This window comes from Glycocaulis alkaliphilus (genome assembly GCF_004000605.1).
Classification (GTDB): domain Bacteria; phylum Pseudomonadota; class Alphaproteobacteria; order Caulobacterales; family Maricaulaceae; genus Glycocaulis; species Glycocaulis alkaliphilus.
On sequence record NZ_CP018911.1, the window covers coordinates 2,818,309 to 2,843,510 of the forward strand.

Below are 25,202 nucleotides of genomic sequence, written 5' to 3' on the forward strand. Positions count from 1 at the left end.
CTGCTATCCCGCATAGCGGGTTTCACAAGACAAGCGAGTATTGGCTTATCGATCAAGTGCGCGGGTCAGGCGCCGAGCCTCGCAGAGAAAGATTTTTCAAACGCGCGCAGCTTCGCCCGCGCCCGGCGCCACTCCCACCATATCAGCAGGACTTGCGGGCCATCGACCAGATAGCGCCGCCACATGCGCTTTGGCTCTTCCATCAGGCGGTGCAGCCATTCCAGCCGCGCATTCTGCATCCATTGCGGCGCACGCTGCGTCTTGCCCGACAGAAAGTCGAGCGATGCGCCGACGCACAGGCCGACGCCTGTGCAGTCGCCGCGCTCGATACAGGCCGCAGCGATCATCTCCTGCTGGGGCGAGCCAACACACAGGAAAATAAAGCGCGCCGGATTGGCCGCTACGAAAGCCGCGCACTCGGCAACGGCCTCAGGGTTGGTCCGCAGCCCCATGGGCGGCTGGTGCCAGCGCACATCTTTCAGGCCGAAGCGCGCGGTCACGCCCTCGATGACATCCCCGTCCCCGCCAATCACCACGACAGGCTCGGCCGGATCAATAGCGTGTTTAAAGAGGGCCGCCGTCAGGTCAGAGCCCGGCGTCACCTCCACCTCTTCGCCGGAAAAGGCGGCAATCAGCTCCAGCACGCGGCTATCGCATACGGTCAGCCATGCCTGCGCATAGAGCGGAGCCAGCTCGCCCCCGCGCGACAGGCGCACGAGGTGATCGACATTGGGTGTGACCACAAAAGCGAAGGGCCGTTCAGGGTCGCGACGGACAATGCGCTCCAGCGCGGTGTCAAACCCGATCCGGTCGAAGGCGGAGTTCAAAAACCATATATGCCGCGCACGCACGCGCCGGTCCGCACCCCTTACGGGGCGGGCCTGAAGCGTTGATGTGTCCAGTGGCAGTGTCATCGAACGTCCCGTTACGGGCCAGCTTGGCGGCCCTCGGGAACGTGATTTGCAAGCTTCAGACCGGATCAGGCTTCGCTAGAGCGCCGATTTCCCCTGTCTGCGCAGCGCTCTCAGGGCGAAACGGGCCGGGTCAAGACTGGCCGCGCCGGAGCGCTCCAGCGGAGACGGCTCGCCGCATACCAGGCTTACCATGTGCTCGGCCAGCAACGGCGCATGGGCAAAGCCGCGCGCGCCAAAGCCAGTCAGCACATAAAGCCCGGCTATCGCACTGCCGTCAGCGCGCACCGCCTGACCCGCCGCAGGCAGACGGTCCGGCAGCACGCAGCGCACCGCCCCCCAGTGTTCCAGTACCGGGCCCAGCCCTGCCCCCATTTGCGGATCAAATGCGTTCACCGCTGCGCGTATATCCTCTGCCGCCTGCTCCGGTGTAAGGCGTTCAACCCGCTCATGGGTGGCGCCCGCCAGCACGGATCCGCCGGGCAGCGGCGCGAGATAATGTCCCCACGCCATGGGCAGAGAGATGGGCGGACCATCATAGGCAAAGCGGGCTGTCTGCCCCGGCAGCCCCTCCATCGGCAGGCAGATGTCCAGGCCTTCCGGCAGGGCCTCTGCGCCGGATGCGAGGATGAGCTGGTCTGCCTCGGCCAGGACGCGGCCCTGCCCGTCCAGCACCCGCCAGCCACCGCTTCCCGCCTGTTCGGCCCTCGCCGCCCGCGCATCCACCACCGGCACATCACCAGCAAGCGTTTTGAGTATCCGTGCAGGCTCAATCCAGCCCGCACATTCCAGCAGCAGGCCATCATCCTTCGCCGTGATACCCGCGCCTTCCATCATCGCGGCAATGCGCGCCAGCCGCCCCGCGCCATCATTGCCGGACGGCGCACGCACGACGCCGGATGCATGAAACCCGTCTACCCCCTCATAAAGTGCGCGGGCATAATCGAATGCGCTCAAGGTAGCGCGCACATGGGGCCGGTCTGCGGCCTCAAGACGGGGCGTGAACAGGGCGGCCAGCCCGCCGGATGCGCCTGCGCCCCACCCGCCCTGCGCAATGACCACAGGCGTGACGCCGCGAAGCCCGAGAGCATGGACGAGGCTCACCGCCGCTATGCCGCCGCCAATGATGGCCACGCGGCCCGGAAGCGCTGGCAAGGGCGCCGCCGATGCACCTTCAAACACGCCCTCCAGCCGTTCGCGCTTGCGCCCGAAACCGGGGACTTTCTCTACTGCGAAGCCCGCCTCGGCGAGCCCGCGCCTCACCGCCCCGGCCACCGTGAACGTGCCAAGCCGCGCGCCCGGCTTTGACAGGCGGGCGATATGAGCGAACACATCGGCAGACCACATCTCGCCATTCAGCGAGGGGGCAAATCCGTCAAGGAACCAGGCATCGGCTGCAAAATCCATTTGCCCCAGCGCCGCCTCCACCGTGTCGTGAAAGACGGTCAGCGCCACCCGCCCGCCTGCAAACACCCGCCTGTGCGGGCCTTTCAGCGGTGAAGGCCACTGGTCTGCCAGCGCATCCGCCTTCCCGCCCAGAGCCGGAAAGGCCGACAGGGCGCGGCGCGCATCGTTTTGGCTTAAGGGAAAACCTTCCAGCGAGATGAAATGCAGGCGGGCACTGGCGGGCGCCACCTCATCGAAAAGCTGCCACGCGGCGAGAAAATTGAGCCCCGTGCCAAAGCCCAGCTCGCCAATGATGATGGTGCCGCCAGCAGCAAAGCGCGTCTCAAGACGGCACCCCTCCAGAAACACGGCGCGCGTCTCGGCCAGCCCGTCCTCGGCAGAGAAATAGACATCGCCGCCCGCCGCGCGCGGGGTGCCCGGCTCGCTCCAGTCTACACTGGCAAAGGGTCTGACGAGGCTGTCGCTCATGGCCAACCGGCTACACGCGATGAAGCAGGCGGGCAATGGGTGGAGATCAGGCCAATAAAAAGGGCCGGAGCTGATGCTCCGGCCCGTTCAAGGTGCTTCCCCCGATTATTCTTGTTGCAGGCTTATTCCGTGCCGACATTCGACAGCGCTTCTTCCAGCTCCAGGAAGGTGGGTTGCATGGCGCTTGGCACATTGCCCCGGCCGATCTCGACAGAGATCTGGGCCGCATTGCCGTGCAGGTGCGCAACCAGCACGCTCTGGATGATTTTGTAGAAGATCGCTTCCTCGTCATAGACTTCCTTCATGCGCGTGGCGAAGGGGCCGACAAAGCCATAGGCCAGGAACACGCCAAGGAAGGTACCCACCAGCGCCGAGCCGATCATGGCGCCCAGATATTCGGGCGGCTGGGTGATCGCACCCATCGTCTTGATGATACCGAGAACCGCCGCCACGATCCCGAGCGCGGGCAACGCGTCAGCCATGCTCTGCAGGGCGTGGGCGGGGCCGGAGGCTTCGTGATGGTGCTTTTCCAGCTGCTTTTCCATCGCATCCTCGACCTGGTGAGGGTCTTCCAGATTCATCGTCATCATGCGCAGCGTGTCGCAGATGAAATCGATCGCGAAATGGTCCTTCATGATGCGCGGATACTTGGAAAAGAGCGCGCTTTCATGCGGCTTCTCGATATGGGCTTCCAGCGCGATGACACCCTTGGTCTTCATCGTCTTGGTCAGCGCAAACAGGAGGGCGAGCAGATCGCGGTAATCCTGCGGCTTCCATTTCGGCCCGGCGAACAGCTTGGAAAGATCGCCCGCGGTCTTGCCGACCGTCTTGCCCGAATTGCCGATGAAAAAGGCGCCCATCGCCGCCCCGCCAATCATCATCAGCTCAAAGGGCAGCGCCTTTAGAATAACGTCGAAATGGCCGCCTGCCAGCATGAAGCCGCCAAACACCATCGCGAACACGCAGACAATGCCGATTATCTGAAACATATACCCACCATCCCGCACTTCTCCGGGGCCGTTCTGGCCGGACCGGGTGAAAGGGCGGATTTTTCCGCTTCTCTTCCCCCGGCCCATGTCCGGTTTCGAGACGGTTCTACGCGAAGATGCTTAAAGCCCGGTTTTCATGCTGTTAGCGGAGCGTTTACGACGCGGGCGGCGCGGACTATGCCTCCCCCTATGCCCCTGAACGCCAACCAGCAGACACGGGCGGACCGGCGCGGCGCCTTCCGCCTGCTCTTCATCTGCCTGATGGCGGTGGGGGTCGGCAATTCCATGCTGTTTGCCATCCTGCCGCCGCTGGCGCGCGATATTGGTATTGCCGAGATATATGTCGGCGCGATCTACACCCTCTCTGCCCTCATGTATCTGACGATGAGCCCGGTCTGGGGCGGATTGTCAGACCAGTATGGCCGCCGCCCGCTGGTCATTTTCGGGCTGGCGACCTATGCCGCCTCCACCCTGATCCTCGCTGCTGGCGCCTGGGCGGGCCAGAGCGGCTTCCTGCCGCCTCTCATCGCCGTGCTGGCCATGGCGCTGGCACGCGCCCTCTTTGGCGCGTTCGGCTCGGCGACCGGCCCTGCAGCCCAGGCCTATGTGGCAGACCGCACAGCGCCGTCAGAGCGCACACAGGCGCTGGCCAGCATGACGGCGGCCTTCGCGCTTGGCGGGATGATCGGACCGGCACTGGCGGCCGCCTTCTCCGAACGCATCGGCATGGTGCCCTTCATGGTGATGATTGCGGTGCTGGTCGGCGCGTGCGCGCTGATTGTCCGCCTGACCCTGCCGGAAAACACGCCGCCCAGAGAGAGTGGCCGCCGCCCGCTCAGCCCGCTCGCCCAGTTTGCCTTTGCCGCCGACGGTCGGGTGCGAGCCTTCGTGCTCTATGGCTGCGCGGCCTGGCTGGTACAGGCAGCCAGCCTGCAGGCTATCGGCTTTTTCGTCATGGACCGGCTGGAGCTGGATACGACCGCCGGCCTGCAGTTGGCCGGTGTCGCCCTGACCGCAGGCGCAGCGGCGCTGATCTTTGCCCAGCTGGTGGCGATACCGGCGCTGAAAGTGTCTCCGCGCATGCTGATGCTGATCGGGGCGGGGCTGACGCTGGCAGGCCAGATCGAGCTGATCTTTTCAGGCGGCTATGCCTCCATCGTGCTGGGCTTTTTGCTGAACTCGCTGGGCTTTGGCTTTGCCCGCTCCGGCTTTACCGGAGGAGCGAGCCTTGCTGTCACACCGGGCGAGCAGGGCCGCGCGGCCGGCGTGACGGCGGCGACCGCGGGCCTCGGCTTCCTCATCGCGCCCCTGTCAGGCCTCTGGCTCTATCAGGCGGTAGGCCCCACAGCGCCCTTCATGCTCAATATCGTACTGTCTGTGGTGGCGCTCGGCGTCGCCTTCTTCCACCCGCGCGTGCGCGTGGCCGTCCAGCCTGTCGAGCAGGACGAGGATAGCAGCGGGGTGGTGTGAGGTTTTTTCTCCTCGTCACCCCCACGCAGGTGTTTCATCTCGTTTGATTGTTTGGATACCGCTTCGGTGTCTGCGGGTGTAGAGTATGTGCGGTCCAGACTGGGAGGCCGGTGATGGAGTTGCGTCTTCATGCCAATGCCCGCACGACGCCGGCGACACGGCGTTACATCCAGACCTGTGGCAAGCCAGTTGCTGTGCTGTCGGCCGAGCTGGGGGTGTCAGAGACTACGATAAGACGCTGGCGGGCGCGCAGCGAAGTGGCTGACCGCCCGCATGTGCCCCATACGCTGAAGACCTCTATGAGCGGCGTGGAGGAAGCGCTGGCTGTCGAGCTGCGCTGTCATGTGGGCCTGTCGCTGGATGATGCGCTGGAGGTGATGCGGCGCTGTGTGAAGCCGGACCTGTCACGCGCGGCCCTGCACCGCTGCTGGCGCCGTCATGGCATCTCGGCCCGGCCCGTGCAGGCGCGTGCGCGCACCGGCGTGTTCGAGACCGGCCAGCCCGCCGGGTTCATCCATGTCGATGTGAAGCACCTGACACGCCTGAACCGGCAGCCCGCCTATGCCTTCATCGCCATCGACCGGGCCACGCGCTTCGTCCATCTGGACATCTTCAACACGCGCAGCGCAGCCAACGCCGCCGCCTTCTTCGAGCGCTTCCTGGAAAGCTTCCCGCTGAAGGTCCACACCGTCCTGTCCGATAACGGATCAGAGTTCACAGACCGGTTCGCCGTCGACAAGAAGGGCAAGCCCGAAGACCGTCCCAGCGGTACCCATGCCTTCGACCGGGTCTGCGCCGCCCACGGTGTCAAACACCGGCTCACACGCCCCTTCCGTCCGCAGACCAACGGTATGGCAGAACGCTTCAACCGCCGCCTGCAGGAACATCTCGACGCCCACCCGCCAAACGGACGCAATCAGGGCCGCAACTGCTTCGACACGCACGAGCAGCGCAACGCCTATATCCGAAACTTCGTCCAAAACTATAACCGCACACGCCTGCGATGCCTCGGCTATCAAAGCCCGCTCGAAATCCTCAACAATCTCACGGAACACAACACGCAGGTGGGGGTCCAGAGATCATAACGCTCAGTCGGTCGCCAGCGGCTCTGGGTTCCCGCCTGCGCGGGAACGACGACAACTGTTATTTACCGCGCCGCGTCCGCCGCCATCACCGCATTATAGAGAGCGAGCCCCGCATAGCCGTCCGGTTCAAACCCGTTGGCGCTCTGGAAGGCGCGGATGGCGCGGCGCGTATTGGGGCCGACCACCCCGTCCAGCCCGCCCGGATCATAACCCAGCCGGGCGAGGGCTTCCTGCAGCTCGCGAGACTGGGTGCGGTTGATCGGGGGATTATCCACCGGCCAGCCCGTCGCCATGCCCGCGTCCCCATGCTCGAACGCGCGGGCGAGATAGGCCACACCCAGCGCATAGGCGGTGGAATTATTGTAGCGTAAGAGCGCCTCGAAATTGCGGTAGACCAGGAAGGCGGGCGCATTGGCTCCGGCCGGGATAACGAGCCGTGCCGGGCGGTTGAGATCATCGGCCTCCCAGCCGCCCGATACAGGCTCGATGCCCAGCCCGGCCCACTGCGAGACCTGGCGGCGCTGGCTTTCGTTCCAGTCCGCAAAACTGAAGCCCTCCGGCAGGCGCACCTCGGTAAATACCGGCTGGCGGTATTCCCAGCCCGCACGCGCCAGCAGGTTGGCGGCGCTGCCCAGAGCATCACCCTCATTGCGCCATATATCGCGGCGTCCGTCGCCATTGAAATCGACCGCGCGCTCCATATAGGTCGCCGGAATGAACTGGGTCTGGCCCATGCCACCCGCCCACGAGCCGATCAGCTCGGCACGCGTCGCATAGCCGCGATCAAGCATCTGGGCGATGGCGCGCAGCTGGGCCTCGGCAAAGCCGCGGCGGCGGCCTTCCCAGGCCAGCGTGGCCAGCGAACGGACAATGTCGAAATTGCCCTGAATCTCGCCATAGGCGCTTTCCAGCCCCCATATGCCGGTGAGGATATGCTGATCGACCTCGAAACGCTCTTCCACCGCCTGCAGCGTCTCGGCAATGCGTGCGGAGGCGCGGCGTCCGTTGGCGACACGGGTCTCCGAGACCGCCCCTTCCAGATACTGCCAGATCGGGCGGACAAATTCCGGCTGGGTCTGATCGCGCTCGATCACGGTGGGATCAGGCTCAAGCCCGTCCAGCATTGAGGCGACGATGTCGGCGCGCACGCCCTCAGAGCGCAGGTCAGAGGCAAACCCGTCGCGCCAGGCGGTGAAGGGAATGTCCTGGGCCAGGGTTGCTCCCGCATGGCTGACGGCGAGCACAAGCCCGGCGAGCCACGCGCCGGTCAGGCTCGCAGCACGACGCGAAAAACGATGGATAGTCAGCATGTAAGGGTCCTCACCGCGTATCTGGCCCATCCCCGCAGGACGGCAAGTCTTCCTGTTAGCACACAGAAGATCAATGCGCGATGAACGCCAGCCCAGCCATGGTTAGCGTGAAGTTTACGCTAACGCACTAAATTAATTATATTTTCTTACGCGTCATTAAGCCTTGCCTGCTAGATTCTGCTCCAGATTCAGGCATGGAACCTGCATGCCCGATCGGGGTGGACCGGCATCAGGGCCGGTCCGGACAAGGGCGGATGGATATGAAACGGCTATCAGGCTTCCTGAAGGACCGCGCCGGCAATATCGCGGTGATATTTGCCTTGTCGCTGGTGCCGGTAATCGGCATGGCCGGTGTATCGGTAGATACGGCGCGCCTCATCAATGTACGTACCTCGCTACAGGCCGAAGCCGACGCCACCGCGCTGAATGCGGCGGTCGGCGGGCCAGACAGCAATTTCGCAGTCCAGATCAACGCCATGAATGACCGGGTGATGGCATCGTTTGGTAATTCAGGCCTGTCAGATCTGGACGTCAATGGCGCATGGAACGGGCTGGATTTCCGCGTCAATGCCAGCGCACGCGTATCGACCGTCCTCATTCACGCCCTTCCAGGCCTTGATGACAGCGTACGCGTCTCGGTGCGTTCCACCGCGCGCCTGCACCAGCCCATGCTGCAATACGAGCCGCCGGAAGTGAGCTGGCTGGACCCGGAAGCGGGGGATTACAACCGCATCTATGTCTATTGCTATGACCCGGATCCGGACGCCGACAAGACGCCCGAACAGCGCCGGACCCAGCGCACGCCTGTGCAGGACAATAATGGCATCAACTTCCTCACCCGCTGGCCGAACCAGTATCAATGGCCGCGTTGCGAGGAGGGCGAAACAATCAGCTTCGAGCTCTATAACCTTCGCTTCTCGCGCACCAATCCGGAACGGATCGACCACAATCCGAGCAATGACCGTAACTGGTGCCAGCACACGGCGACAGCGGACTTCCCCTATCCGTGCCGCCACCGCTATTTCACCGATACCGCGCATGTGAACGGTCAGGAGCACCATAACGGCCTGCAATACGACATCCTGGAAACCGTGTTGTGCGAAAGCCTGGATGAGTGCAAACCCGTCACCCAGGGTGGTATCATTCCCACTGGCGGCAATCGCAATCCCCAGCGCGCCGCGCAAGGCTGCAGCCCCGGCCGCTATATGTACTATGGCTGGGAAGACCGCCCGCCCGGCCTGCCCGGCGGCACCGGCAGCTGGACGCAGATGGGCTGGACCGACCGTGACTATGACGATATCCGCATCATCATGCAGTGCCCGCAACTGGACACGACCCGCGAGCGTTACGTCCGCCTGATCGAGTAGCCCCATATCACCAGTGCAAGTGGCCAGGCGCCCCGGTTGACTTCAGCCGGGGCGTTCTGTAACACCTGCGCTCCCTTGAAGACGAGGGCGCGTCCCGCCCCGCTCAACCGACGAGACAAGACCATGAAAGTGCGCAGCTCCATCCGCTCTCTGAAAGCCCGGCACCGCGATTGCCAGGTGGTGCGCCGCCGTGGCCGTGTCTACGTGATCAACAAGACCGATCCGCGCTTCAAGGCCCGCGCCGGCTAGCACGGACGGGCCGGCCTGTGGCTGTGCGTGCCATCCTGTGGGATCTGGGACGTACGCTGGCCGACTGGGACCCAGATTATCTCTATCGCCGATTAATCCCGGATGCTGCAGAGCGCCGGGATTTTCTCACATCTGTATGCACCATGGAGTGGCATGAGGCGCATGACCGCGGTGTCTCCATGGCCGCCAACTGCGAAGCGCTGATCGCAAATCACCCGGACAAGGCCGCACTCATCCACGCCTGGGACACCGGCTGGAATGCCATGTTCAACGGGTATGTGGAAGGCATGGAAGGGGTCGTAGACGCGCTCCACACACGCAGCGTCCCGCAATATGCCCTGTCCAACATGCCCGCCGAGAAATGGCCGGATGTTCTGGCGCTCTACCCGGCTTTCAGCCTCTTTGAGACCGCCATCATTTCCGGACAGGAAGGGCTGGTAAAACCCGATCCGGCCATCTACGCCCTCGCCGCATCACGCATAGGCACGCCGCCGCACGAAACACTCTTCATCGATGACCGGCTGGACAATATCGAGGCGGGCGCAAGGGCAGGCTTTGCCGTGCATCATTTCACCAGCGCGCCCCGCCTGAAGGGCGAGCTGGACCGGCTGGGCCTCCTGCCGCTTGAAGGTGCGTCCCCCGCGCAGATGTGATTTGCTGCGGAACGATTGCGCCCCATACTGGTTGACAGGTTGGGACGAAATCCATCTGGGAGGTATGAGCCATGAAGCGCCTTATCGCCGGACTTGCCGCCAGCGCCGCCATTCTGGCAGCTTGCGCCGAATCCACACCCTACCAGCGCGCCACTTCAGGCGGGTTTGGTTATTCCGAACAGCAGATCGAGCAGAACCGTTTCATGGTCGGGTTTTCCGGCAATTCGCTGACCGAGCGTCAGTCGGTTGAAACCTTCCTGCTTTACCGCGCCGCCGAGCTGACCCGCGAGCAGGGCTATGACTATTTCCGCCTGATCCGCCGCGATACCGAAGCCGAACGCCGCATTACGGGTTCGGCTGGCCCGGCCTATCGCAGCCGGTTTGACGTGTTCTACCGCTACTATCACCCGCGCCATGGCTGGTATGGCTGGCGCGATCCGTTCTGGGACGACATCAATCTGCGTGAAGTCACCCGGTACGAGGCCATGGCCGAGATCCAGCTGGGCCGCGGCGCAACACCCGACAGCCCCGACGCGTTCGACGCGGCTGACGTGATCCGCAATCTGGGTCCGCTGGTGCGCCCGCCTGCTCAGTAATGATTGATCTGCAAAACAAAAACCCCGGACAGGAATGTCCGGGGTTTTTCCTGTATCAGTTTTGCCTGTGAAGCCTAGAAGTTTGCCGATAGGCCGAACAGCACCGCACGCGGCGCGCCGGGGCGCAGGCCCGCCGGGCTGCGCGAGGCGGCATAGACCTCGTCGGTGAGGTTCCTGACTTGCACGCGCGCCCGCAGCGCTTCGGTAAGATCATACCAGACCGCCAGATCGGCCACTGCATAGGAGTCGAGGAACTGGGCGGCCGGAATGGCCCCCTGTCCGGCAACCGTGCGGCGCTCGCCATTCCACGTCACAGCCAGCTGGCTGCCGAACCGGCCCTGTTCAAGGCCAATGGAAGCGAACCATTGATGCTCCGGCAGATAGGGCAGCTGGTCACCTGCCTGCACATTTCCCCAGGGGCCATAGCCCGACTGGAAGGCGGTCTGGAATTCGGCATCGGTCCAGGTGTAGGCGCCGCGCACCGGCACCGATACGCCGCTCCAGCCGCCAAGCGCCGCCAGATCGATACCGGCTGACAGCTCCAGCCCCATCACATCGACTTCGCCGCCATCAAACTGCTCGCCGATCGTGCAGCCGCCGCCGGTGGAGGCCGTGCAGGTGCCGATCAGGTTGGAATAGTCATTGAAGAAGCCGACGGCCTCGACAAAGGCGGACCCGCTCGACCAGCGCACACCAGCCTCCCAGTTCACAGCATCTTCCGGATCACTGCTGGAGGACGGTGAGGATGGTGAGAAGCCGCGATGCACACCACCGAACAGGGAGACGCTGTCACTCAGCTGGTAGCGTACGCCAAGCCCGGGAATGAACACATCCGTTGTGCTGCTCGTGACCGTTGTAGCGCCGGTGCGGGTCTGGTCGGTGCCAGCCCAGCGGGTCTGCGTGCCTTCGATACGCTCATAGCGCAGCCCCGGCACGAGAGTGAGCGCGCCAAAGCTGATCTCGTCTTGCACGAAGATGGCCAGCGCTTCGGCCTCGCTGATGCGGTTATCGTGCTGACCGGGCGCCTGTGCGCCGGTCTGCACCAGCTGCGAATTATCCATGCGGTAGAAGACCTCGTTCTGGAAACGGTCTTCGCTATCGCGGTGCGCACGCACGCCCACCCGCCAGCGATGGCTTGCACCGAACAGGGCGGCATCGCCTACAAGCTCGGCCTGCACGCCTTCGGCCAAATAGGAGCGGTTATTATTGCGGCTGATGACAGCGCCATCGGCGGAGACGAGGCCCGGCTGGCCGGTCAGGATGGCGTACTCCGCCGAATAGGTGACCGGATCAGAAAGCACCGCGCCCAGCGAGCGGCGGCCTGCACCGGCATTGACGCCTTCAACCTTGAACCAGTTGCGGGCCACTTCGTTGCGGTAGCCGAGCACCGTGAAATTGAGGCCATTGTCAAACGCGGCATCATAGCGCAGCACCCAGCGCGACTGATCGACATTGATCTGGTCGTTGGCGCTGGCGGCATAGCGGCGGTAGGGATCAGCGGCAAAGTCCGCATCCGTGAGGCCCATATAGGTCTCGTCAGAGGTTTCATCGGACGTCTGGTAGCGCAGCTCCACAGCATGGGTCACACCCGCGCCATCGAACTCGGCGCGCAGGCGGGCGCCGAAATCGGTCAGATCAAACCCGGTGGACTGCCCGGCATTGAAATCAATCGTCTTGAAGCCGTCCGCGCTATCGGTATAGGCCTCGACAAGGCCGCCAAGGCGCACACCTTGCGAGACTTCCGCCATGCCACCGGCATAGGCATGGATGCGGCGCGCCTCTTCTTCACCTGCCGCGATAGCAAGACGCCCGGACCAGCTTTCCGGCACTGGCGTGGAGAGGAAGTTGATCGAGCCGCCTTGCGTGCGCGGACCATAACGCACCCCGGACGAACCTTTGACGATCTCAACGCCCGCCATCCGGCCGACATAAGGCGAGTAATAAGCCGCGGCCGCCGAGTAGGGCGCGGGCGCGGCCAGAATACCGTCTTCCATCAGGACGATGTTGGCCGAGCGGTCGAGGCCGGTGCCGCGCAGGCCGATATTCGGCCGCAGGCCGTAGCCATCCTCTTCCTGGATATTCACACCCGGCACCTGGCGCAACACGCGGCTGATGTCCGTATAGTCCTGCACCTGCAACACTTCGCTCGGCAGCAAGGTGGCCGAACCGGCGACCTCACGGGCATCGCCCTTCAGCCCGATAATGGTGATGGTCTCGACATTGACGTCAGCCTCGCTGGAATTTTCGGCGGCGGCATTGGCGGCAAGAGCCAGCACGGCGGTGCTGGCAAGAAGAAGCGTGCGCATGGTTGGCGTCGTCCCTGACGTCTGATGAAACTGCGAATAAGTCTCACCTACAGGATGCGCGGAGCGCTGCCAACAGCTTTTGAGAATGAATTGCAGTTATTGGTGGGAAAGCAGGCGGCGGCGCTCCACTTAACCCTCGTCATTCCGGCGAAAGCCAGCGAGCTATATTGGCCGCCCATGAACGGCGAGATGCCCACCACTGAACAGAATATCCGATGTGATCTCAGTCGCTACCGGCATAGCGGGCTGAAAGCTCTGCAAGTGCTCGTCGCTCATCGCTTCGACCTCGAGCACGCAGAGCCCGCGAAGCGCTCCGTCAAAAATGTCTACGCAGAGCATCCGGTCGTTCTCTTCCGCCCAGCGCCAGCGCGTCTTTCGAAGTTCCGCGCCGTCGAGCCGGGACCGCAGCAAGCGGGCTTCACCTGCATCAATCGAAAAGCTGTTGATCCAGTGCTGATCGCTGGAAAGCTGATGCTTGAAGGTCAGCTTGAATGCCGCCTCGCCGCCCGGCGTGCGGGTTTCCCTCAGGCGCAGGCGGGTATTCTGGAAATATGTATCCACAATGTAGATTTCTTCGGCGCCGGACGGCAAATCCGGCACTCCGGCCAACAGAAATTTCCGCTCCCGTTCCAGCCGGCCATACTTCACGGCAATCACGCCCTTTCTGACATCAGGGCCGCCACCTGTGGCAACGGCCCTGTCGTCCTTGTTGCCCCTTATTTCGGGGGCATGCGCGCGCCGGCATCAAGGCGCACGCATTCGGCGTTGATATAGTCATTGCCGACCATGAAGGCGACGAGATCGGCGTATTCCGCCGGTGTGCCAAAGCGCTGCGGGAACTGCAGGTGGCTGGCGAGGTTCACTTTCACTTCCGGCGGCATTTGCTGGTAGATCGGCGTCTCGAAGAAGCCCGGCAGGATGGTGTTCACCCGCACGCCTTCGCGGGCCAGATCACGCGCCATGGGCAGCGTCATACCGTAAATCCCGCCCTTGGAGGCCGAATAGGCCACCTGGCCGATCTGGCCGTCCTGCGCCGCCACAGACGCGGTATTGATGATGACACCGCGGCCCGAAGCGTCCGGATCAAGCGTGAGCATGCCTTCAGCAGCAAGAACTGCGCAGTTGAAGGAGCCGATCAGGTTGATGTTCACAACGAGGGCAAACTTGTCGAGCTGGTGGCCGACAATATCGCCCGCGGACGAGCGGCGGGCGGTCTTCTCTGCCCAGCCAATCCCGGCGCAGTTCACAAGGATGCGCTCCTGGCCATTGGCCGCGCGGGCCTTGGCAAAGCCAGCCTTGACGCTCTCGACATCGGCGACATTCACTTTCGCGAACACACCGCCCAGCTCCTTGGCCAGTGCTTCGCCGCGCTCTTCATTGAGATCGAAGATGGCTACCTTGCACCCTTCAGCGGCCAGACGCCGGGCCGTGCCCTCGCCCAGACCCGATGCTCCGCCCGTGACAACCGCGCTTGCGCCTTTGAACTGCATGATCTCTCTCCCCGTTGAAATGGTTTTGTTGCTGCACCAGCGATGTGCAGATGCACCACGCTTCCCCTGAGGAAATAGCGCCTTGGCGCTTCAGAGGGAAGCGCGGGAATGTTATGAGCCTCAGCTCACAACGCCCTGACCAATGGAGACCCGCCCATGACCCGTCCGACCGCCCTCGTCCTGCATGGCGGAGCCGGCGTGCTTGCCGAGCGCTCCTATGAGCGTGAAGTCGCGCACCTGCGTGCTCTGGCTGAAGAGGGCAAGGCGCTGCTGGCACAGGGCGGACATGCTGTCGACATCGCCGTGAAGCAGGTGCGCGCCATGGAAGAAAGCGCCCTCTACGTGGCCGGGCGCGGCGCCTCACCCAATACCGCCGGACGCTATGAGCTGGACGCCTCCATCATGGAAGGCCCCTCGCGCAAGGCAGGCGCTGTCGCGGCGCTGGAAGGCTTCATTTCCCCCATTACCGCGGCGCGCGTGGTCATGGAGGCGACGCCCCATGTACTGATCGCTGGCGCTGGCGCAGCCGACATAGCCCGTGCGCACGCCATTGAGGAAGTCACCGATCCGGACAGCTATTACCAACCCGCCGCAGTCCCCGATGGCCGCGAGATCGCAACCGGAACGGTGGGCTGCGTGGTGCTGGACGCGCACGGTATCCTGTGCGGGGCAACCTCCACCGGCGGCACGCTTCGCAAACGCTGGGGCCGGGTCGGCGATACGCCCATTATCGGGTCCGGCACTTGGGCGGATGCGCGCGTAGCCGTTTCCTGCACCGGCCAGGGCGAGTTCTTCATGCGCGCCAACGCCGCCGCCGACGTGTCTGCGCGCATGCGTTATCTCGGCTCAAATCTGGATGAGGCGGTCAAGGGCGTGCTGGACGACATTGCGGAGCTGGGCGGTGATGGCGGCATCATCGCGGTCGATTCAAAAGGCCATGTCAGCGCGCAGTACAACTCGCAAGGCATGAAGCACGCGGTTGTCCACGCCGATGGCCGGATCGAAGCGGGTATGACGCGCTAGCGCACTTATGCCGCGTCGGTATGGGCCATGCCTGACAGAATGGCGTTCACGGCCGCTGAATCCGGCGCGGCACGCAGCGCGGTGCGGACATCCTCACGCCGGAACATGCGCGCCACACGGGCAAGGGCTTTGAGGTGCTCAGCCCCGGAATCCTCCGGCGCCAGCAGCAGGAAGACCAGATCGGCATGACGCCCGTCCATGGCATCAAAGTCGACCGGCGTCTTCAGACGGGCGAACACGCCGCAGACCCGGTCCACATCGCCGGTGCGGGCATGGGGAATGGCCACGCCATCGCCCACACCCGTTGATCCCAGCTTTTCGCGCTCCATGACGGCGTCCAGCACCTTGCGCGCTGGCACATGCAGCGTGCGCTGCGCCAGATCACACAATGACTGGAGTACCTGCTTGCGGCTTGTACCGGGCAGGTCTGCCACCGCCCCTCCGGGCGGAATCAGGTCTGACAATGCCATGTCACGCCTTTGCTTATCGGCCGGACCGGAAGATGGCCCCGTCAGCGAACGGCGCCGTCTTTAGCCTCTCGGGCAGGATCAATCCACCCCACATGGCCATCAGGACGCCTGTAGACCACATTGAGCGATCCGCTTGCTGCATTCCGGAACAGCATGAACGGCGTATCGAGCACGTCCATCTCGTGGACCGCCATGGAGACGGTCAGCGTGCGCAGCTCACCAACCGTTTCGGCCACAATGACCGGCTCGCTGCCGCCGGTAGCGCCGCCATCGTCCAGATCGGCATCGTCCTCGTCGAGCGTTACAGCCCGGCCATTGCCCCTGAAGACCACGATCGGCGTCTCCTCGGCAGGCAACTCCACCTTGTTTTCGGCGTGGTGGTCCTTCAGGCGGCGCTTGTAACGGCGCAGACGTTTTTCCAGATGTTCGACCGCAACTTCGGCAGCGGCATAGGCATCGGCCCCTTCGCCTGTGGCCTGAAGGAAAGCGCCCGACGGCAGGTGCAGTGCGCACTCCACCCGGAAGCCAAAGCCTTCCTTGGCGGCGGTGACAAACGCCTCGCCAGGACGGCTGAAATATTTCGCCGTGCCTTCCTCAACCTTGCCCTCGATACGTTCACGAAGGGCTGGAGAAACGTCGATACCTTTGGAAACAAACTGGATGTGCATGTCAGCTCCATCTGCTGCTGGCGCGTTGCGCTGGCTGCAGGAGCCTTTTTTCAAAAAGGCCCCTGGCGCTTGAAACAACGCGTGGCCGGTTATCCGGTTCTGTGCCGGATGCAGTGACGGTAGCAAGCCGGGCGGGGGCGTCAATGCAGATAACTGGTTAATGACGCAGCGGACAGGTTCGCGCCGTGGGCGGCACCTATCGCTTCATCATCCGGCGGCGCTGCACCGATGAGGGAATGTTCATCGCCTCGCGGTATTTTGCCACGGTGCGCCGGGCAATCTCGATCCCGTCAGATAGCAGACGGTCAACAATGGCGTCATCGCTCATCACATCGTCCACCGTTTCGGACTGGATCATGGTCTTGATGCGGTAGCGTACAGCCTCGGCCGAATAGGCCTCGCCGCCATCGGCAGACGCGATGGAGGAGGTGAAGAAATATTTCAGCTCGAACAGGCCGCGCGGCGTCGACACATATTTATTGGAGGTGACCCGGCTGACCGTGCTCTCGTGCATGCCGACCGCATCGGCGACCGTCTTCAGGTTCAGCGGACGCAGCCAGGCCACGCCCTTGGCCAGAAACAGGTCCTGCTGGCGGACAATCTCGCTGGCGACTTTCAGGATGGTGCGCGCACGCTGATCGAGGCTTTTGACCAGCCATGACGCGTTCTGTGTGCATTCGGTGATGAAGGTCTTTTCCTCCGCCGAGCGCGCACTGCCGGCAATCTGCGCGGCATATCGGTTATTCATCAGCACGCGCGGCAGGGTGTCGGTATTGAGCTCGACCGCCCAGCTGCCGTCCGGCCGCTCACGCACATAGACGTCCGGCTCGACCGCCCGGGTGCTGTCAGAACCAAAAGCGAGGCCCGGCTTGGGGGTGAGCCGTTTCAGCTCGGCGATCATGTCTTCAAGGTCTTCCTGATCGACCTCGCAAAGGCCCCGCAGGCCCGCATAATCATGCTTGGCCAGCAAGGGCAGGTTATCCACCAGCGCCGCCATGGCCGGGTCCAGCCGGTTGCGTTCGGCCAGCTGTATCGCCAGGCATTCCTGCAGGCCGCGCGCCATGACACCCGCCGGTTCAAACTCCTGCAGACGCGCCAGCAGGGCCTCAACCTCGGACACGGTGACGCCGAGACGCTCTGCCGTCTCCGCAAGGTCTGCGCGCATATAGCCATCATCATCGGCCAGATCGATCAGGTGGGCCGCGATCATGCGGTCAGCGCTCGTCAGCGCCAGATCGGCCAGCTGGTCATGCAGATGCTCACGCAGGGTCTTTTCCCGGCTGGCATGGGCCGCAGCATCATAATCCTCGCCATCGAAACCGCCCCCGCCCTTTCCGGCACGCGACCAGTCCACCGCTCCGCCGGTATCGCGCGCGCCTGCCATGTCGGGCGCGCTGTCGGCATACATCGCCTCGCGATCAGCATCGAAGGCATCGTCGGCGGCAGAGGACGGGGCGTCAAAGCTGAGCTCGCCATGCGGATCTGCGGCCTCCCCGGCAGGGGTGCGCTCCTCTTCACCGCCGGGCTCCGGGCGCTCGTCACGCTCCAGCAGCGGGTTGCGCTCCAGCTCTTCCTCGACGAACTCGGCAAGTTCCATATTGTTCAGCTGCAGCAGCTTGATGGCCTGCTGGAGCTGCGGGGTCATTACCAGACCCTGCCCCTGCCTTGCCTCCAGCCTTTGTCCGAGCTTTGCCATCCGTTCGCGCCCTACTGAAAACTGTCGCCGAGATAGACCCGGCGCACGGACGGATCGGCACGTACCGCTTCGGGCTTGCCCTCGAACAATACCTCTCCGTCATGGATGATGGCGGCGCGGTCCGTGATCTGCAGCGTCTCGCGCACATTGTGGTCTGTAATGAGTATTCCGATCCCGCGCTGTTTGAGGAAGAGGATCAGGTCGCGAATATCCGCAATGGCCAGCGGATCAATACCGGCAAACGGCTCGTCCAGCAGGATGAAGCCCGGACGGGTCGCCAGCGCGCGGGCAATCTCCACCCGGCGGCGTTCCCCGCCCGAAAGGGCCATGGCCGGACTGTCGCGCAAATGGTCGACGCCCAGCTCCTCGAGCAGGTCCTCGACCAGCTTCTTGCGCGCCGTCTTGTCCTTCTCGGCGATTTCGGCGGTGGCGGTGACGTTCTCAAACACTGTCATACCACGGAAAATGGAGGCTTCCTGAGGCAGATAGCCAATACCGAGGCGTGCCCGCTGGAACATCGGAAAGGCCGTGATGTCCTGCCCATCCAGCATGATCCGCCCGTGATCGGCCGGAATGAGCCCGGTTATCATGTAAAAGCAGGTTGTCTTGCCGGCACCGTTCGGCCCCAGCAGTCCGACAACCTCGCCCCGGCACAGCTTGAGCGAGACGGATTTGACCACGACGCGCCGGCCAAACGCCTTGCCGATTGACTCGACATGGAGGCCGTCAGCACTGCTGTCTGGCATGGTCATTCCCGGCACCACCCTTAATTCCCGCTAACAGGGTTACTGGCGCAGGCCTAATATTTGGTGAAGCGTGCGCAACTGGCCCCATCCTTGCAAGGGACCGCCCCCTCGTGACAAGGCCAACGGCTGCAAAACACAGCCCGGCGCACAAATGCGCGCCCGTTCAATGAGGTCAGAAGCGGCTAGTTCGCCGCAGGGAACTCGGCGCTATAGCCGCGCGGCGCCGGTCCGGGAACGGGCGGCGCCGGACAATCCCCGCTTGCCGCAGGGCGCTCGCCATCCTGCGAAAAGAACAGGCTGCGCACACGGCCATTGCCGCCCGTCAGGCGTGACACGCCGGTTTGCAGATTTATACGCAGCTCCTGACCGGTAGACACATTGCAGCCTTGCGTCAGAACCACCGCGCCAGTCAGCACTATGACCTCATCCGACAGGGTATAGACGGCACGGTCACCGCGCGCGGTCTCGGTTGCCGTCACATAGAACACATCGCCCTGCGCCGTAATGCGCTCGATACGGCGCTGTCCGGTCTCGGGATTACGCGCGAGCTGGGCTTCGGCCTCGTCCGCCCGCAGGCGCGTATCGCCGCGAATGGCGTTGACATTGCCCATGAAGCGGACGCGATCCTGCTGGTCGAGAATTTCCTGATCATCCGAGCTGATATCAAGGAAATCTGGTCCATCCTGCCGGGCCAGGGCCTCAGGGGTCAGGATGCTGGCAGCGGCCATGGCGGACGCCAGCGCGGTAACGGCAAAGATCAGCCTCATCGGTCCTCCTCGGGCGCAGACGCGCCGTCACCGACATAGAAGCGCGTCACCACACCGCCGGTAAAGCGCAAACGCCGGCCTTCCTCATGCAACTCGAAACCATATGCCTGCACGCCGCCCCATGGCGCGCGCCCCTGCACCGGCTCTTCGCCGTATACCACACCTTCGTCCAAGTCTATCGACGCGCCTTCAGTGCGGAACTCATAGCCCGACCGGGTGGTGAAACGGACCGTGTCGGACATGCGCAAGGTGCGCGTGGCATCATCATAGACACCCATGCGCGACAACACCTCGGATGCATCGGGCTGACGCGACCCGCCAAACAGCAGGGCATAGTCGATGCGCGGACTTTCCAGATCAGTCAGATTGCCCAGCCCCACCATCCGGCGCACAGCCGAATCCGCCGTGACCACATAGGCGCGCCCGTGCGCGTCGCGGCCAGTAAAACGCGGGTTTACGATCCGCTCCCCGTCGCCCAGCATCGCCGGCCGGGCCGCCGGTTCGTGGTTGCCGGCCAGGAATGACTGCACCAGCAGATTGGCCACAAGCGCGCCGATCAGGACGATCAGGACAATGCGTGCATTGCGCACGACTCGCGCCCGCAGACGGGCGGCAGCAACCGCCCGGCTTGCCGATGGCTCGGCGGCTGCGAATGTCAGCGTGTTCATCCCGAATGCCTGAAAAACTTTGCCCGCAAGGCCTTTGTGGACCCTGGCCGCGGCCTTTTCAAGGCAGGCGCGCCGTCTGCTGGCAATGGCGCCCTAGCTGTGAGCGAAAATGTCGGCGTCCGCCCAGCCGGCCAGATCCAGCGCCGCCCGGGTTGGCAGGAAGCTGAAGCACGCCTTTGCCATCTCCATCCGCCCCTCGCGGATCAGCATGGCTTCCAGCCCGTCGCGGATCTGATGCAGATAGAGAACGTCATCAGCGGCGTATTTAAGCTGCGCTTCGCTGATTTCGCCTGCGCCCCAGTCAGAGCTTTGCTGCTGTTTGGAAAGCTCCACCCCCGCGATCTCGCGTGCCACGTCCTTCAGACCGTGCCGGTCGGTATAGGTCCGCGCCAGCTTGGAAGCGATCTTGGTGCAGAATACAGGCCGCAGCGTAACACCCAGATCACGCGCAATCATCGCCACATCAAAGCGCGCAAAATGGAGAATTTTCTCTACGCCTTCATCGGCCAGCAGCGCTTTCAGATTCGGGCAGTCATAGGAGGAACGGTCCAGCTGGACGATATGTGCGTCCCCGTCGCCTGCCGACAACTGGACCAGGCATAGCGGATCGCGCACCAGCGACAGGCCAAGCGTCTCGGTATCGATTGCAACGCGTTTTCCAAGATCCAGCCCGGCGGGCAGGTCGGCCTTGTGGAAATGGATGGTCATGGACGTGCAACCCCTTCTCGGCTCAGCGCGTGTAGCCCTTCCTATGGGCCGCGCACGCACCCGGCGTCAATCAACGGCCTGCTGCGGGGGAACCAATTTGACACCGGCAGGTTGAATCAGCGCTACGCCGCCACTAGCCTGGGGTCATCATGTCCATATCCGCTACATTCGCCGCCGCGTTTGGCGCGGCAAGCATGCAGGGCGATCCTGCGTTCGCTGGCTCGGGAGCCTTCACCGCATCCACAGATGCTGACCGGCGCGCCTTTGTCGGCTTGCGAGCGGGAACACTGGGAGTGGGCGTCGAGGGCGGCTATCGCATCAACGATTACCTGCAGGTACGCACACATGCAGCCGGGCTCGTTTATTCCGACGACCAGACCGTGGCCGACATCGCCAGCGACTTCTCGCTTCGGCTGGCGAGCGTGGGTGTCGGGGTGGATGTTTTCCCCTTTCGGCGCGTCTTCTTTCTGACGGCAGGTGCCCGCTACAACTTCAACAGGGCCGTCTATAACGCCCAGCCCGCCAGCGACTACCAGATCGGTGACAACATCTATCCGGCTGCTGAAGTTGGCCTGCTGTCCGGCGAAGCCCGGTTTGCGCCCAATGCCTGGTTCGCCGGCGCCGGCGTGGCCGGGCGGCCATGGAATGGACCGATTGAGGTATCGCTGGAGGCTGGCGTGTACCGGCAAGGCGCCCCCAGCATCAGCTATGACGTAACCGGCCTTCTGGCGAACGACCCTGCGTTTCTCGCCGATCTTGAATTGCAGGTGGAGCGCGCACAGCGCGATCTGGACAAGTACGATTCCTTTCCTTTGATCGCGTTCAATCTGCGCTATCGCTTCTGATTTTTCCGTCAGCGCCCGGAACGGTGCCTGCCCTTGCAGATCTGCCAGGGCGCCTTGCGCACGGACTGCCACGATTTCGCAATAATCAGCAGCTAGATATGGTTATCCCGACATAACCGACCTGCCACCAAGAGCCATAAAGGCCCTTTCCGCATGCCTCTCGACCAAAAGACGCCCGATGTGGAGCCAATCCGCATCGAGACCGATATGGACGGAATTCTCACACTGCGCCTGCGGGGCGAATTGACCGGCGCAGTACTGCGCGAAGCGGCCGCACGCCTTGTTGCTGCCGGCCAAGGCGCACGGGTGAGTAGCGTACTGTTCGAGACGTCAGACACCAGCATCGCCTATGAAATCGCCGATTTGGTAAGCGCGGTAGAGCTTATCATGGACGAGCTGTCGCCGCGCCGCTGCGCCCATGTTTCCCATGGCGAGCGCACACGGCCCTACATGGTCATGGAAAGCACCGCGCGCGCCTTTGCCGTGAAGCTGCAGCCCTTTGCGTGCGAGGATGAAGCCCGCGCCTGGCTTTTGCAGCGCTAGGCGCGCAGCCTCCCGCGTGCCAGCCCGGCGTTCACGACACCCGGCCGTCAGGCCTTCTGACCGAGTTTCCGCCATCAATGATGGCATGGATCAGGGCGGCAACAGCCGCGTGCGCGTCAGAACCGTCATGCTCTGCAGCCGACTCGTGGGCCGCCGCCGCATCCTCGAGAATGCCTACGATCTCTTTCTCGGGCAGGACCTTGTGATCGTTCAGCGCCAGCAGCAGCGCTTCACAGATGGACAGCGCAGCGGTTCCGGCGATTTCGTTCGGGGGCGTCATGGATCACTTCACTTTCAGGTCACAGCCTTGCAGGGGAGAAGCCATCACCGGGACGGAATGTGTCGCGATAATAGGCGCATCATGCTAGGTTGTGCTGATCCAGAGCAGCGCGAAGCGCTCCTCTAACGGCTATTTGACAGGGTGACAATGCGTCACCCGTTCTTGCTGAAAGCCGCCCTATTGATCCTGCAAAGCGCCCTGACAAGGAAGCTCTCGGCCTTCGTCTCGCTAGTGGATGACGATCTGGAGACCCTTGCGCGCTTTCATCAGCGCCGCCGGACGTTCATGCCTGGCCACGAGCTGGTGCACGAAGGCGAAAAGCGCCAGTCCGCCTTTGTTCTGGCAGAAGGCTGGGCGTGTTCGTTCAAGATACTGCCCGACGGCGAACGCCAGATCGTGGATTTCCAGATCCCTGGAGACTTTCTGGGACTGCGCAGCATACTCTTCCGGACATCAGATCACAGCGTCCAGGCGATAACGCGCATTGAAGCCTCCGAGGTTCTGTCCTCAGACCTTCTGAACGCCTTTGCGGACGCCCCCAGACTCGCCACGGCCGTTTTGTGGGCAGCATCACGCGACGAGGCGATGGTGGTGGAGCGCCTGTGCAGTCTGGGCCGCCGGTCAGCCGAGGAGCGCATGGCGCACTTCCTGCTGGAGCTGGGCGCGCGGCTGAACATTCTGGGTATCGGCGATTTGACCGACTTTGCGTGTCCACTGACGCAATACCATCTCGGCGACGCGCTGGGTCTTACCGCCGTACATGTAAACCGCGTGCTTCGCCGGTTGCGCGAGGACAATCTGCTGACGATGCGCAATGGCCAGGTGACCATTCTCGATCTTGAGCGCCTTAAGGGTCTGGCCGGCTTCGATGCGAACTATCTCGATCAGGACGGGCCGCTGCTTCGTTAAAAAGAACGTGCCTCTCCGGCAGGATCTGCCAGAGAGGCATCGTCATTCACAACGAAGCTAGCGCCTAAACGAGTGCTTTGGTCGCTTCGTCGAGCTCGCGGTTTGTCTCTTTGTCATTCTTGTCTTTATGGGCTTTCTCAGCCGCCTGGTAATGCTTCAGCGACTTGTCTTTCTTGGCGCCGGCGGGAGCCTTGTCCCAGGCCGCCTTGACGGTTTTCATTTTTTCCTGGGTCTGGATACTTTGCGTTTGCATAGGGTTTGTCCTTGCTGGACCTGCTCGTAAGGGCAAGTCCCGCTGACGATGCATTGCGGGGCTTGAGTGCACCATCAGCGGGAAGTTGTTGCCAGTTTCGAGGCAGGCAACCGACGGCGAGGGCGGCCGTCATACCAACCCTAACGGAGGACTTTTTCGTCCGGGCTGATCGACATCAGGGCCATCGGGATTTTCGCCCGGCCTGCAGGGTGTGCACTCCGGAAGCCAGCCGCACCGTCACACACCCCAAACGCAAAACGGCCCCGCAAGCGGGGCCGTTTTGCGTCTGGCCGAGGCCAGATTGACGCTTGGCATCTATGTCGTGCCGATTTTCCTGCTACAGCCTCCCGCAACAGTGTATCGAACGCGTTGATTCCTGATAAATGGCGTACACACGACGGAGGCTCAAAAAATGGGTACTGTTTACATTCATATCGGTTTGCCCAAGACAGCGACGACCTTCCTTCAGGGCAAGATATTTCCGGAAATCGAGAATATTACTTTTTTTGACCGGGACAGGCTGCATGAGTTCTTTTCAGCGCGTGGCGGTGAAGGTTTTCGCAGCAACTTCCTTAAATCACCTATCGTCTGGAATCAGGCCGCCGGGACCACGCTGCGAAAGCTGGCCAGCAAGGCCATCCACGACAACGTCCTGATTTCCGAAGAGAACATCTCTGCAAACGCGCGGTTCTTCGATTTCAAGGCCCGCCGTCAGCAGGATCCGGTTGTGCTGGCCCATCACCTGGCCCGCATGCGGGCGGCACTGCTCAGGGAGCAGCGATTTGACAGGGTCAAGGTACTAGTAACGATCCGGCGTCAGGACACGTGGATAGCGTCACGCTATGCGCAGTCCGGCCTGAAAATGGAAAAGCCTAGTCAGGAAAATTTCGAAAGGCTTGCAAAGGCGCTTATCAACACCAAAGCCGAATTCCATCGTTCAGCCATGGTGATAAACTACCGGTATATGGATGATTGCCTTCGTGAAGCGCTGGGCAAGAATGATGTTTGCTTCTTGCCAATGGAATCCATTCAGTCTGATTCAGCCCTGTTTTACCGCCGTCTCGTGGAATTTTTCGACGGAAACGATTCCTTTATGGCCGCCGCCGAACGCGAAAAAGCCATACACGCGAGCAATGCCGAGGGTGAAAATCGCTGGAAGGTTCGACAGGAAGACGGTCAGGAGAATTCGGTGCGCATCGAGATGCCTGAACAACTGGCAGCCAAGATCATGCGCAAATTTGCAAAATCCAACGAGGTGATTTCCAAGAGGTATGATCTGGGTTTGGACCGCTACGGCTATTTCTAGCGCAACAGACCAAACCAGA

27 protein-coding genes are annotated in these 25,202 nt (G+C 62.8%); 11 read left to right on the forward strand and 16 right to left on the reverse strand.

Annotated elements, in window-relative coordinates:
* Positions 1-65: 65 nt before the first annotated feature.
* The 3 genes from X907_RS13345 to motA form a co-directional block, all read right to left on the reverse strand.
* Entirely contained in the window at positions 66-914 is an 849-nt protein-coding gene (locus X907_RS13345) for a WecB/TagA/CpsF family glycosyltransferase (RefSeq protein WP_127568804.1), read from the reverse strand.
* Between the two features lie 75 nt (positions 915-989).
* The gene (mnmC2, locus tag X907_RS13350) at positions 990-2,786 is read right to left on the reverse strand and encodes a tRNA (5-methylaminomethyl-2-thiouridine)(34)-methyltransferase MnmC2 (RefSeq protein WP_127568806.1); all 1,797 of its coding nucleotides are present in this window, start codon (positions 2,784-2,786) and stop codon (positions 990-992) included.
* 122 nt (positions 2,787-2,908) lie between these two features.
* Positions 2,909-3,775, reverse strand: a complete 867-nt coding sequence (motA, locus tag X907_RS13355; RefSeq protein ID WP_127568808.1) for a flagellar motor stator protein MotA — start codon at positions 3,773-3,775, stop codon at positions 2,909-2,911.
* Between the two features lie 189 nt (positions 3,776-3,964).
* On the opposite strand from motA, the gene X907_RS13360 reads away from it, so the two are divergent.
* Together X907_RS13360 and X907_RS13365 are read left to right on the forward strand one after the other, a co-directional pair.
* Positions 3,965-5,245 (forward strand): MFS transporter, encoded by a 1,281-nt coding sequence (locus tag X907_RS13360; protein WP_127568810.1) that lies wholly within the window; start codon positions 3,965-3,967, stop codon positions 5,243-5,245.
* A 113-nt stretch (positions 5,246-5,358) separates the two neighbouring features.
* Positions 5,359-6,330, forward strand: coding sequence for a DDE-type integrase/transposase/recombinase (locus X907_RS13365; protein WP_127568812.1), 972 nt, complete (start codon positions 5,359-5,361; stop codon positions 6,328-6,330).
* A gap of 62 nt (positions 6,331-6,392) precedes the next feature.
* On the opposite strand, the gene X907_RS13370 is transcribed toward X907_RS13365, so the two are convergent.
* Positions 6,393-7,640, reverse strand: coding sequence for a lytic murein transglycosylase (locus X907_RS13370; protein ID WP_127568814.1), 1,248 nt, complete (start codon positions 7,638-7,640; stop codon positions 6,393-6,395).
* Positions 7,641-7,900: 260 nt separating this feature from the next.
* Between X907_RS13370 and X907_RS13375 the strand changes: the two genes are divergently transcribed.
* The 4 genes from X907_RS13375 to X907_RS13390 all read left to right on the forward strand — a co-directional run bounded on the left by X907_RS13375 (position 7,901) and on the right by X907_RS13390 (position 10,505).
* The gene (locus X907_RS13375; RefSeq protein ID WP_170175574.1) at positions 7,901-9,007 is read left to right on the forward strand and encodes a TadE/TadG family type IV pilus assembly protein; all 1,107 of its coding nucleotides are present in this window, start codon (positions 7,901-7,903) and stop codon (positions 9,005-9,007) included.
* 123 nt (positions 9,008-9,130) lie between these two features.
* Positions 9,131-9,256, forward strand: a complete 126-nt coding sequence (gene ykgO / locus X907_RS13380; protein WP_036511313.1) for a type B 50S ribosomal protein L36 — start codon at positions 9,131-9,133, stop codon at positions 9,254-9,256.
* A 17-nt stretch (positions 9,257-9,273) separates the two neighbouring features.
* Positions 9,274-9,909 (forward strand): HAD family hydrolase, encoded by a 636-nt coding sequence (locus X907_RS13385; protein ID WP_127568819.1) that lies wholly within the window; start codon positions 9,274-9,276, stop codon positions 9,907-9,909.
* A gap of 71 nt (positions 9,910-9,980) precedes the next feature.
* Positions 9,981-10,505: a CC0125/CC1285 family lipoprotein gene (locus X907_RS13390; RefSeq protein WP_127568821.1), complete on the forward strand. Its 525-nt coding sequence runs from the start codon at positions 9,981-9,983 to the stop codon at positions 10,503-10,505.
* Positions 10,506-10,579: 74 nt separating this feature from the next.
* Here the strand turns inward: X907_RS13390 and X907_RS13395 are convergent, their stop codons facing one another.
* The 3 genes from X907_RS13395 to X907_RS13405 form a co-directional block, all read right to left on the reverse strand.
* Positions 10,580-12,811, reverse strand: a complete 2,232-nt coding sequence (locus tag X907_RS13395; RefSeq protein ID WP_127568824.1) for a TonB-dependent receptor family protein — start codon at positions 12,809-12,811, stop codon at positions 10,580-10,582.
* Between the two features lie 162 nt (positions 12,812-12,973).
* Positions 12,974-13,459 (reverse strand): CYTH domain-containing protein, encoded by a 486-nt coding sequence (locus X907_RS13400; RefSeq protein WP_170175575.1) that lies wholly within the window; start codon positions 13,457-13,459, stop codon positions 12,974-12,976.
* A gap of 68 nt (positions 13,460-13,527) precedes the next feature.
* The gene (locus tag X907_RS13405) at positions 13,528-14,301 is read right to left on the reverse strand and encodes an SDR family NAD(P)-dependent oxidoreductase (RefSeq protein ID WP_127568828.1); all 774 of its coding nucleotides are present in this window, start codon (positions 14,299-14,301) and stop codon (positions 13,528-13,530) included.
* Positions 14,302-14,457: 156 nt separating this feature from the next.
* On the opposite strand from X907_RS13405, the gene X907_RS13410 reads away from it, so the two are divergent.
* Positions 14,458-15,324 (forward strand): isoaspartyl peptidase/L-asparaginase family protein, encoded by an 867-nt coding sequence (locus X907_RS13410; RefSeq protein ID WP_127568830.1) that lies wholly within the window; start codon positions 14,458-14,460, stop codon positions 15,322-15,324.
* A 5-nt stretch (positions 15,325-15,329) separates the two neighbouring features.
* On the opposite strand, the gene ptsN is transcribed toward X907_RS13410, so the two are convergent.
* The 7 genes from ptsN to X907_RS13445 form a co-directional block, all read right to left on the reverse strand.
* Positions 15,330-15,794, reverse strand: coding sequence for a PTS IIA-like nitrogen regulatory protein PtsN (gene ptsN / locus X907_RS13415; RefSeq protein WP_127568832.1), 465 nt, complete (start codon positions 15,792-15,794; stop codon positions 15,330-15,332).
* Between the two features lie 41 nt (positions 15,795-15,835).
* Positions 15,836-16,462, reverse strand: coding sequence for a ribosome hibernation-promoting factor, HPF/YfiA family (gene hpf, locus X907_RS13420; protein WP_127568834.1), 627 nt, complete (start codon positions 16,460-16,462; stop codon positions 15,836-15,838).
* A 196-nt stretch (positions 16,463-16,658) separates the two neighbouring features.
* Positions 16,659-18,158, reverse strand: coding sequence for an RNA polymerase factor sigma-54 (gene rpoN, locus X907_RS13425; RefSeq protein WP_127568836.1), 1,500 nt, complete (start codon positions 18,156-18,158; stop codon positions 16,659-16,661).
* 11 nt (positions 18,159-18,169) lie between these two features.
* Positions 18,170-18,910, reverse strand: coding sequence for an LPS export ABC transporter ATP-binding protein (gene lptB, locus X907_RS13430; protein ID WP_127568838.1), 741 nt, complete (start codon positions 18,908-18,910; stop codon positions 18,170-18,172).
* A 176-nt stretch (positions 18,911-19,086) separates the two neighbouring features.
* Positions 19,087-19,671 carry an LptA/OstA family protein gene (locus tag X907_RS13435; protein ID WP_127568840.1) on the reverse strand — a complete coding sequence of 195 codons (585 nt, stop codon included), beginning with the start codon at positions 19,669-19,671 and terminating at the stop codon, positions 19,087-19,089.
* The gene (gene lptC / locus X907_RS13440; protein WP_127568842.1) at positions 19,668-20,339 is read right to left on the reverse strand and encodes an LPS export ABC transporter periplasmic protein LptC; all 672 of its coding nucleotides are present in this window, start codon (positions 20,337-20,339) and stop codon (positions 19,668-19,670) included. The genes X907_RS13435 and lptC overlap by 4 nt, the downstream gene beginning before the upstream one ends.
* A gap of 93 nt (positions 20,340-20,432) precedes the next feature.
* Positions 20,433-21,047 (reverse strand): ribonuclease D, encoded by a 615-nt coding sequence (locus X907_RS13445; RefSeq protein ID WP_127568844.1) that lies wholly within the window; start codon positions 21,045-21,047, stop codon positions 20,433-20,435.
* Positions 21,048-21,196: 149 nt separating this feature from the next.
* Here X907_RS13445 and X907_RS13450 point away from each other — a divergent pair, with 149 nt between their 5' ends.
* A complete protein-coding gene (locus tag X907_RS13450) occupies positions 21,197-21,892 on the forward strand; it encodes a hypothetical protein (protein ID WP_127568846.1) in 696 nt (231 codons plus the stop codon).
* 153 nt (positions 21,893-22,045) lie between these two features.
* A complete protein-coding gene (locus tag X907_RS13455) occupies positions 22,046-22,435 on the forward strand; it encodes a hypothetical protein (protein WP_127568848.1) in 390 nt (129 codons plus the stop codon).
* Positions 22,436-22,466: 31 nt separating this feature from the next.
* Here the strand turns inward: X907_RS13455 and X907_RS13460 are convergent, their stop codons facing one another.
* The gene (locus X907_RS13460; RefSeq protein WP_127568850.1) at positions 22,467-22,715 is read right to left on the reverse strand and encodes a hypothetical protein; all 249 of its coding nucleotides are present in this window, start codon (positions 22,713-22,715) and stop codon (positions 22,467-22,469) included.
* A gap of 147 nt (positions 22,716-22,862) precedes the next feature.
* Here X907_RS13460 and X907_RS13465 point away from each other — a divergent pair, with 147 nt between their 5' ends.
* Complete coding sequence (locus X907_RS13465; RefSeq protein WP_127568852.1) at positions 22,863-23,624, forward strand: Crp/Fnr family transcriptional regulator; 762 nt, start codon at positions 22,863-22,865, stop codon at positions 23,622-23,624.
* A gap of 64 nt (positions 23,625-23,688) precedes the next feature.
* Here the strand turns inward: X907_RS13465 and X907_RS13470 are convergent, their stop codons facing one another.
* Complete coding sequence (locus X907_RS13470) at positions 23,689-23,877, reverse strand: hypothetical protein (protein ID WP_127568854.1); 189 nt, start codon at positions 23,875-23,877, stop codon at positions 23,689-23,691.
* 412 nt (positions 23,878-24,289) lie between these two features.
* Between X907_RS13470 and X907_RS13475 the strand changes: the two genes are divergently transcribed.
* Positions 24,290-25,183, forward strand: a complete 894-nt coding sequence (locus tag X907_RS13475) for a hypothetical protein (RefSeq protein ID WP_127568856.1) — start codon at positions 24,290-24,292, stop codon at positions 25,181-25,183.
* Positions 25,184-25,202 lie beyond the last annotated feature (19 nt).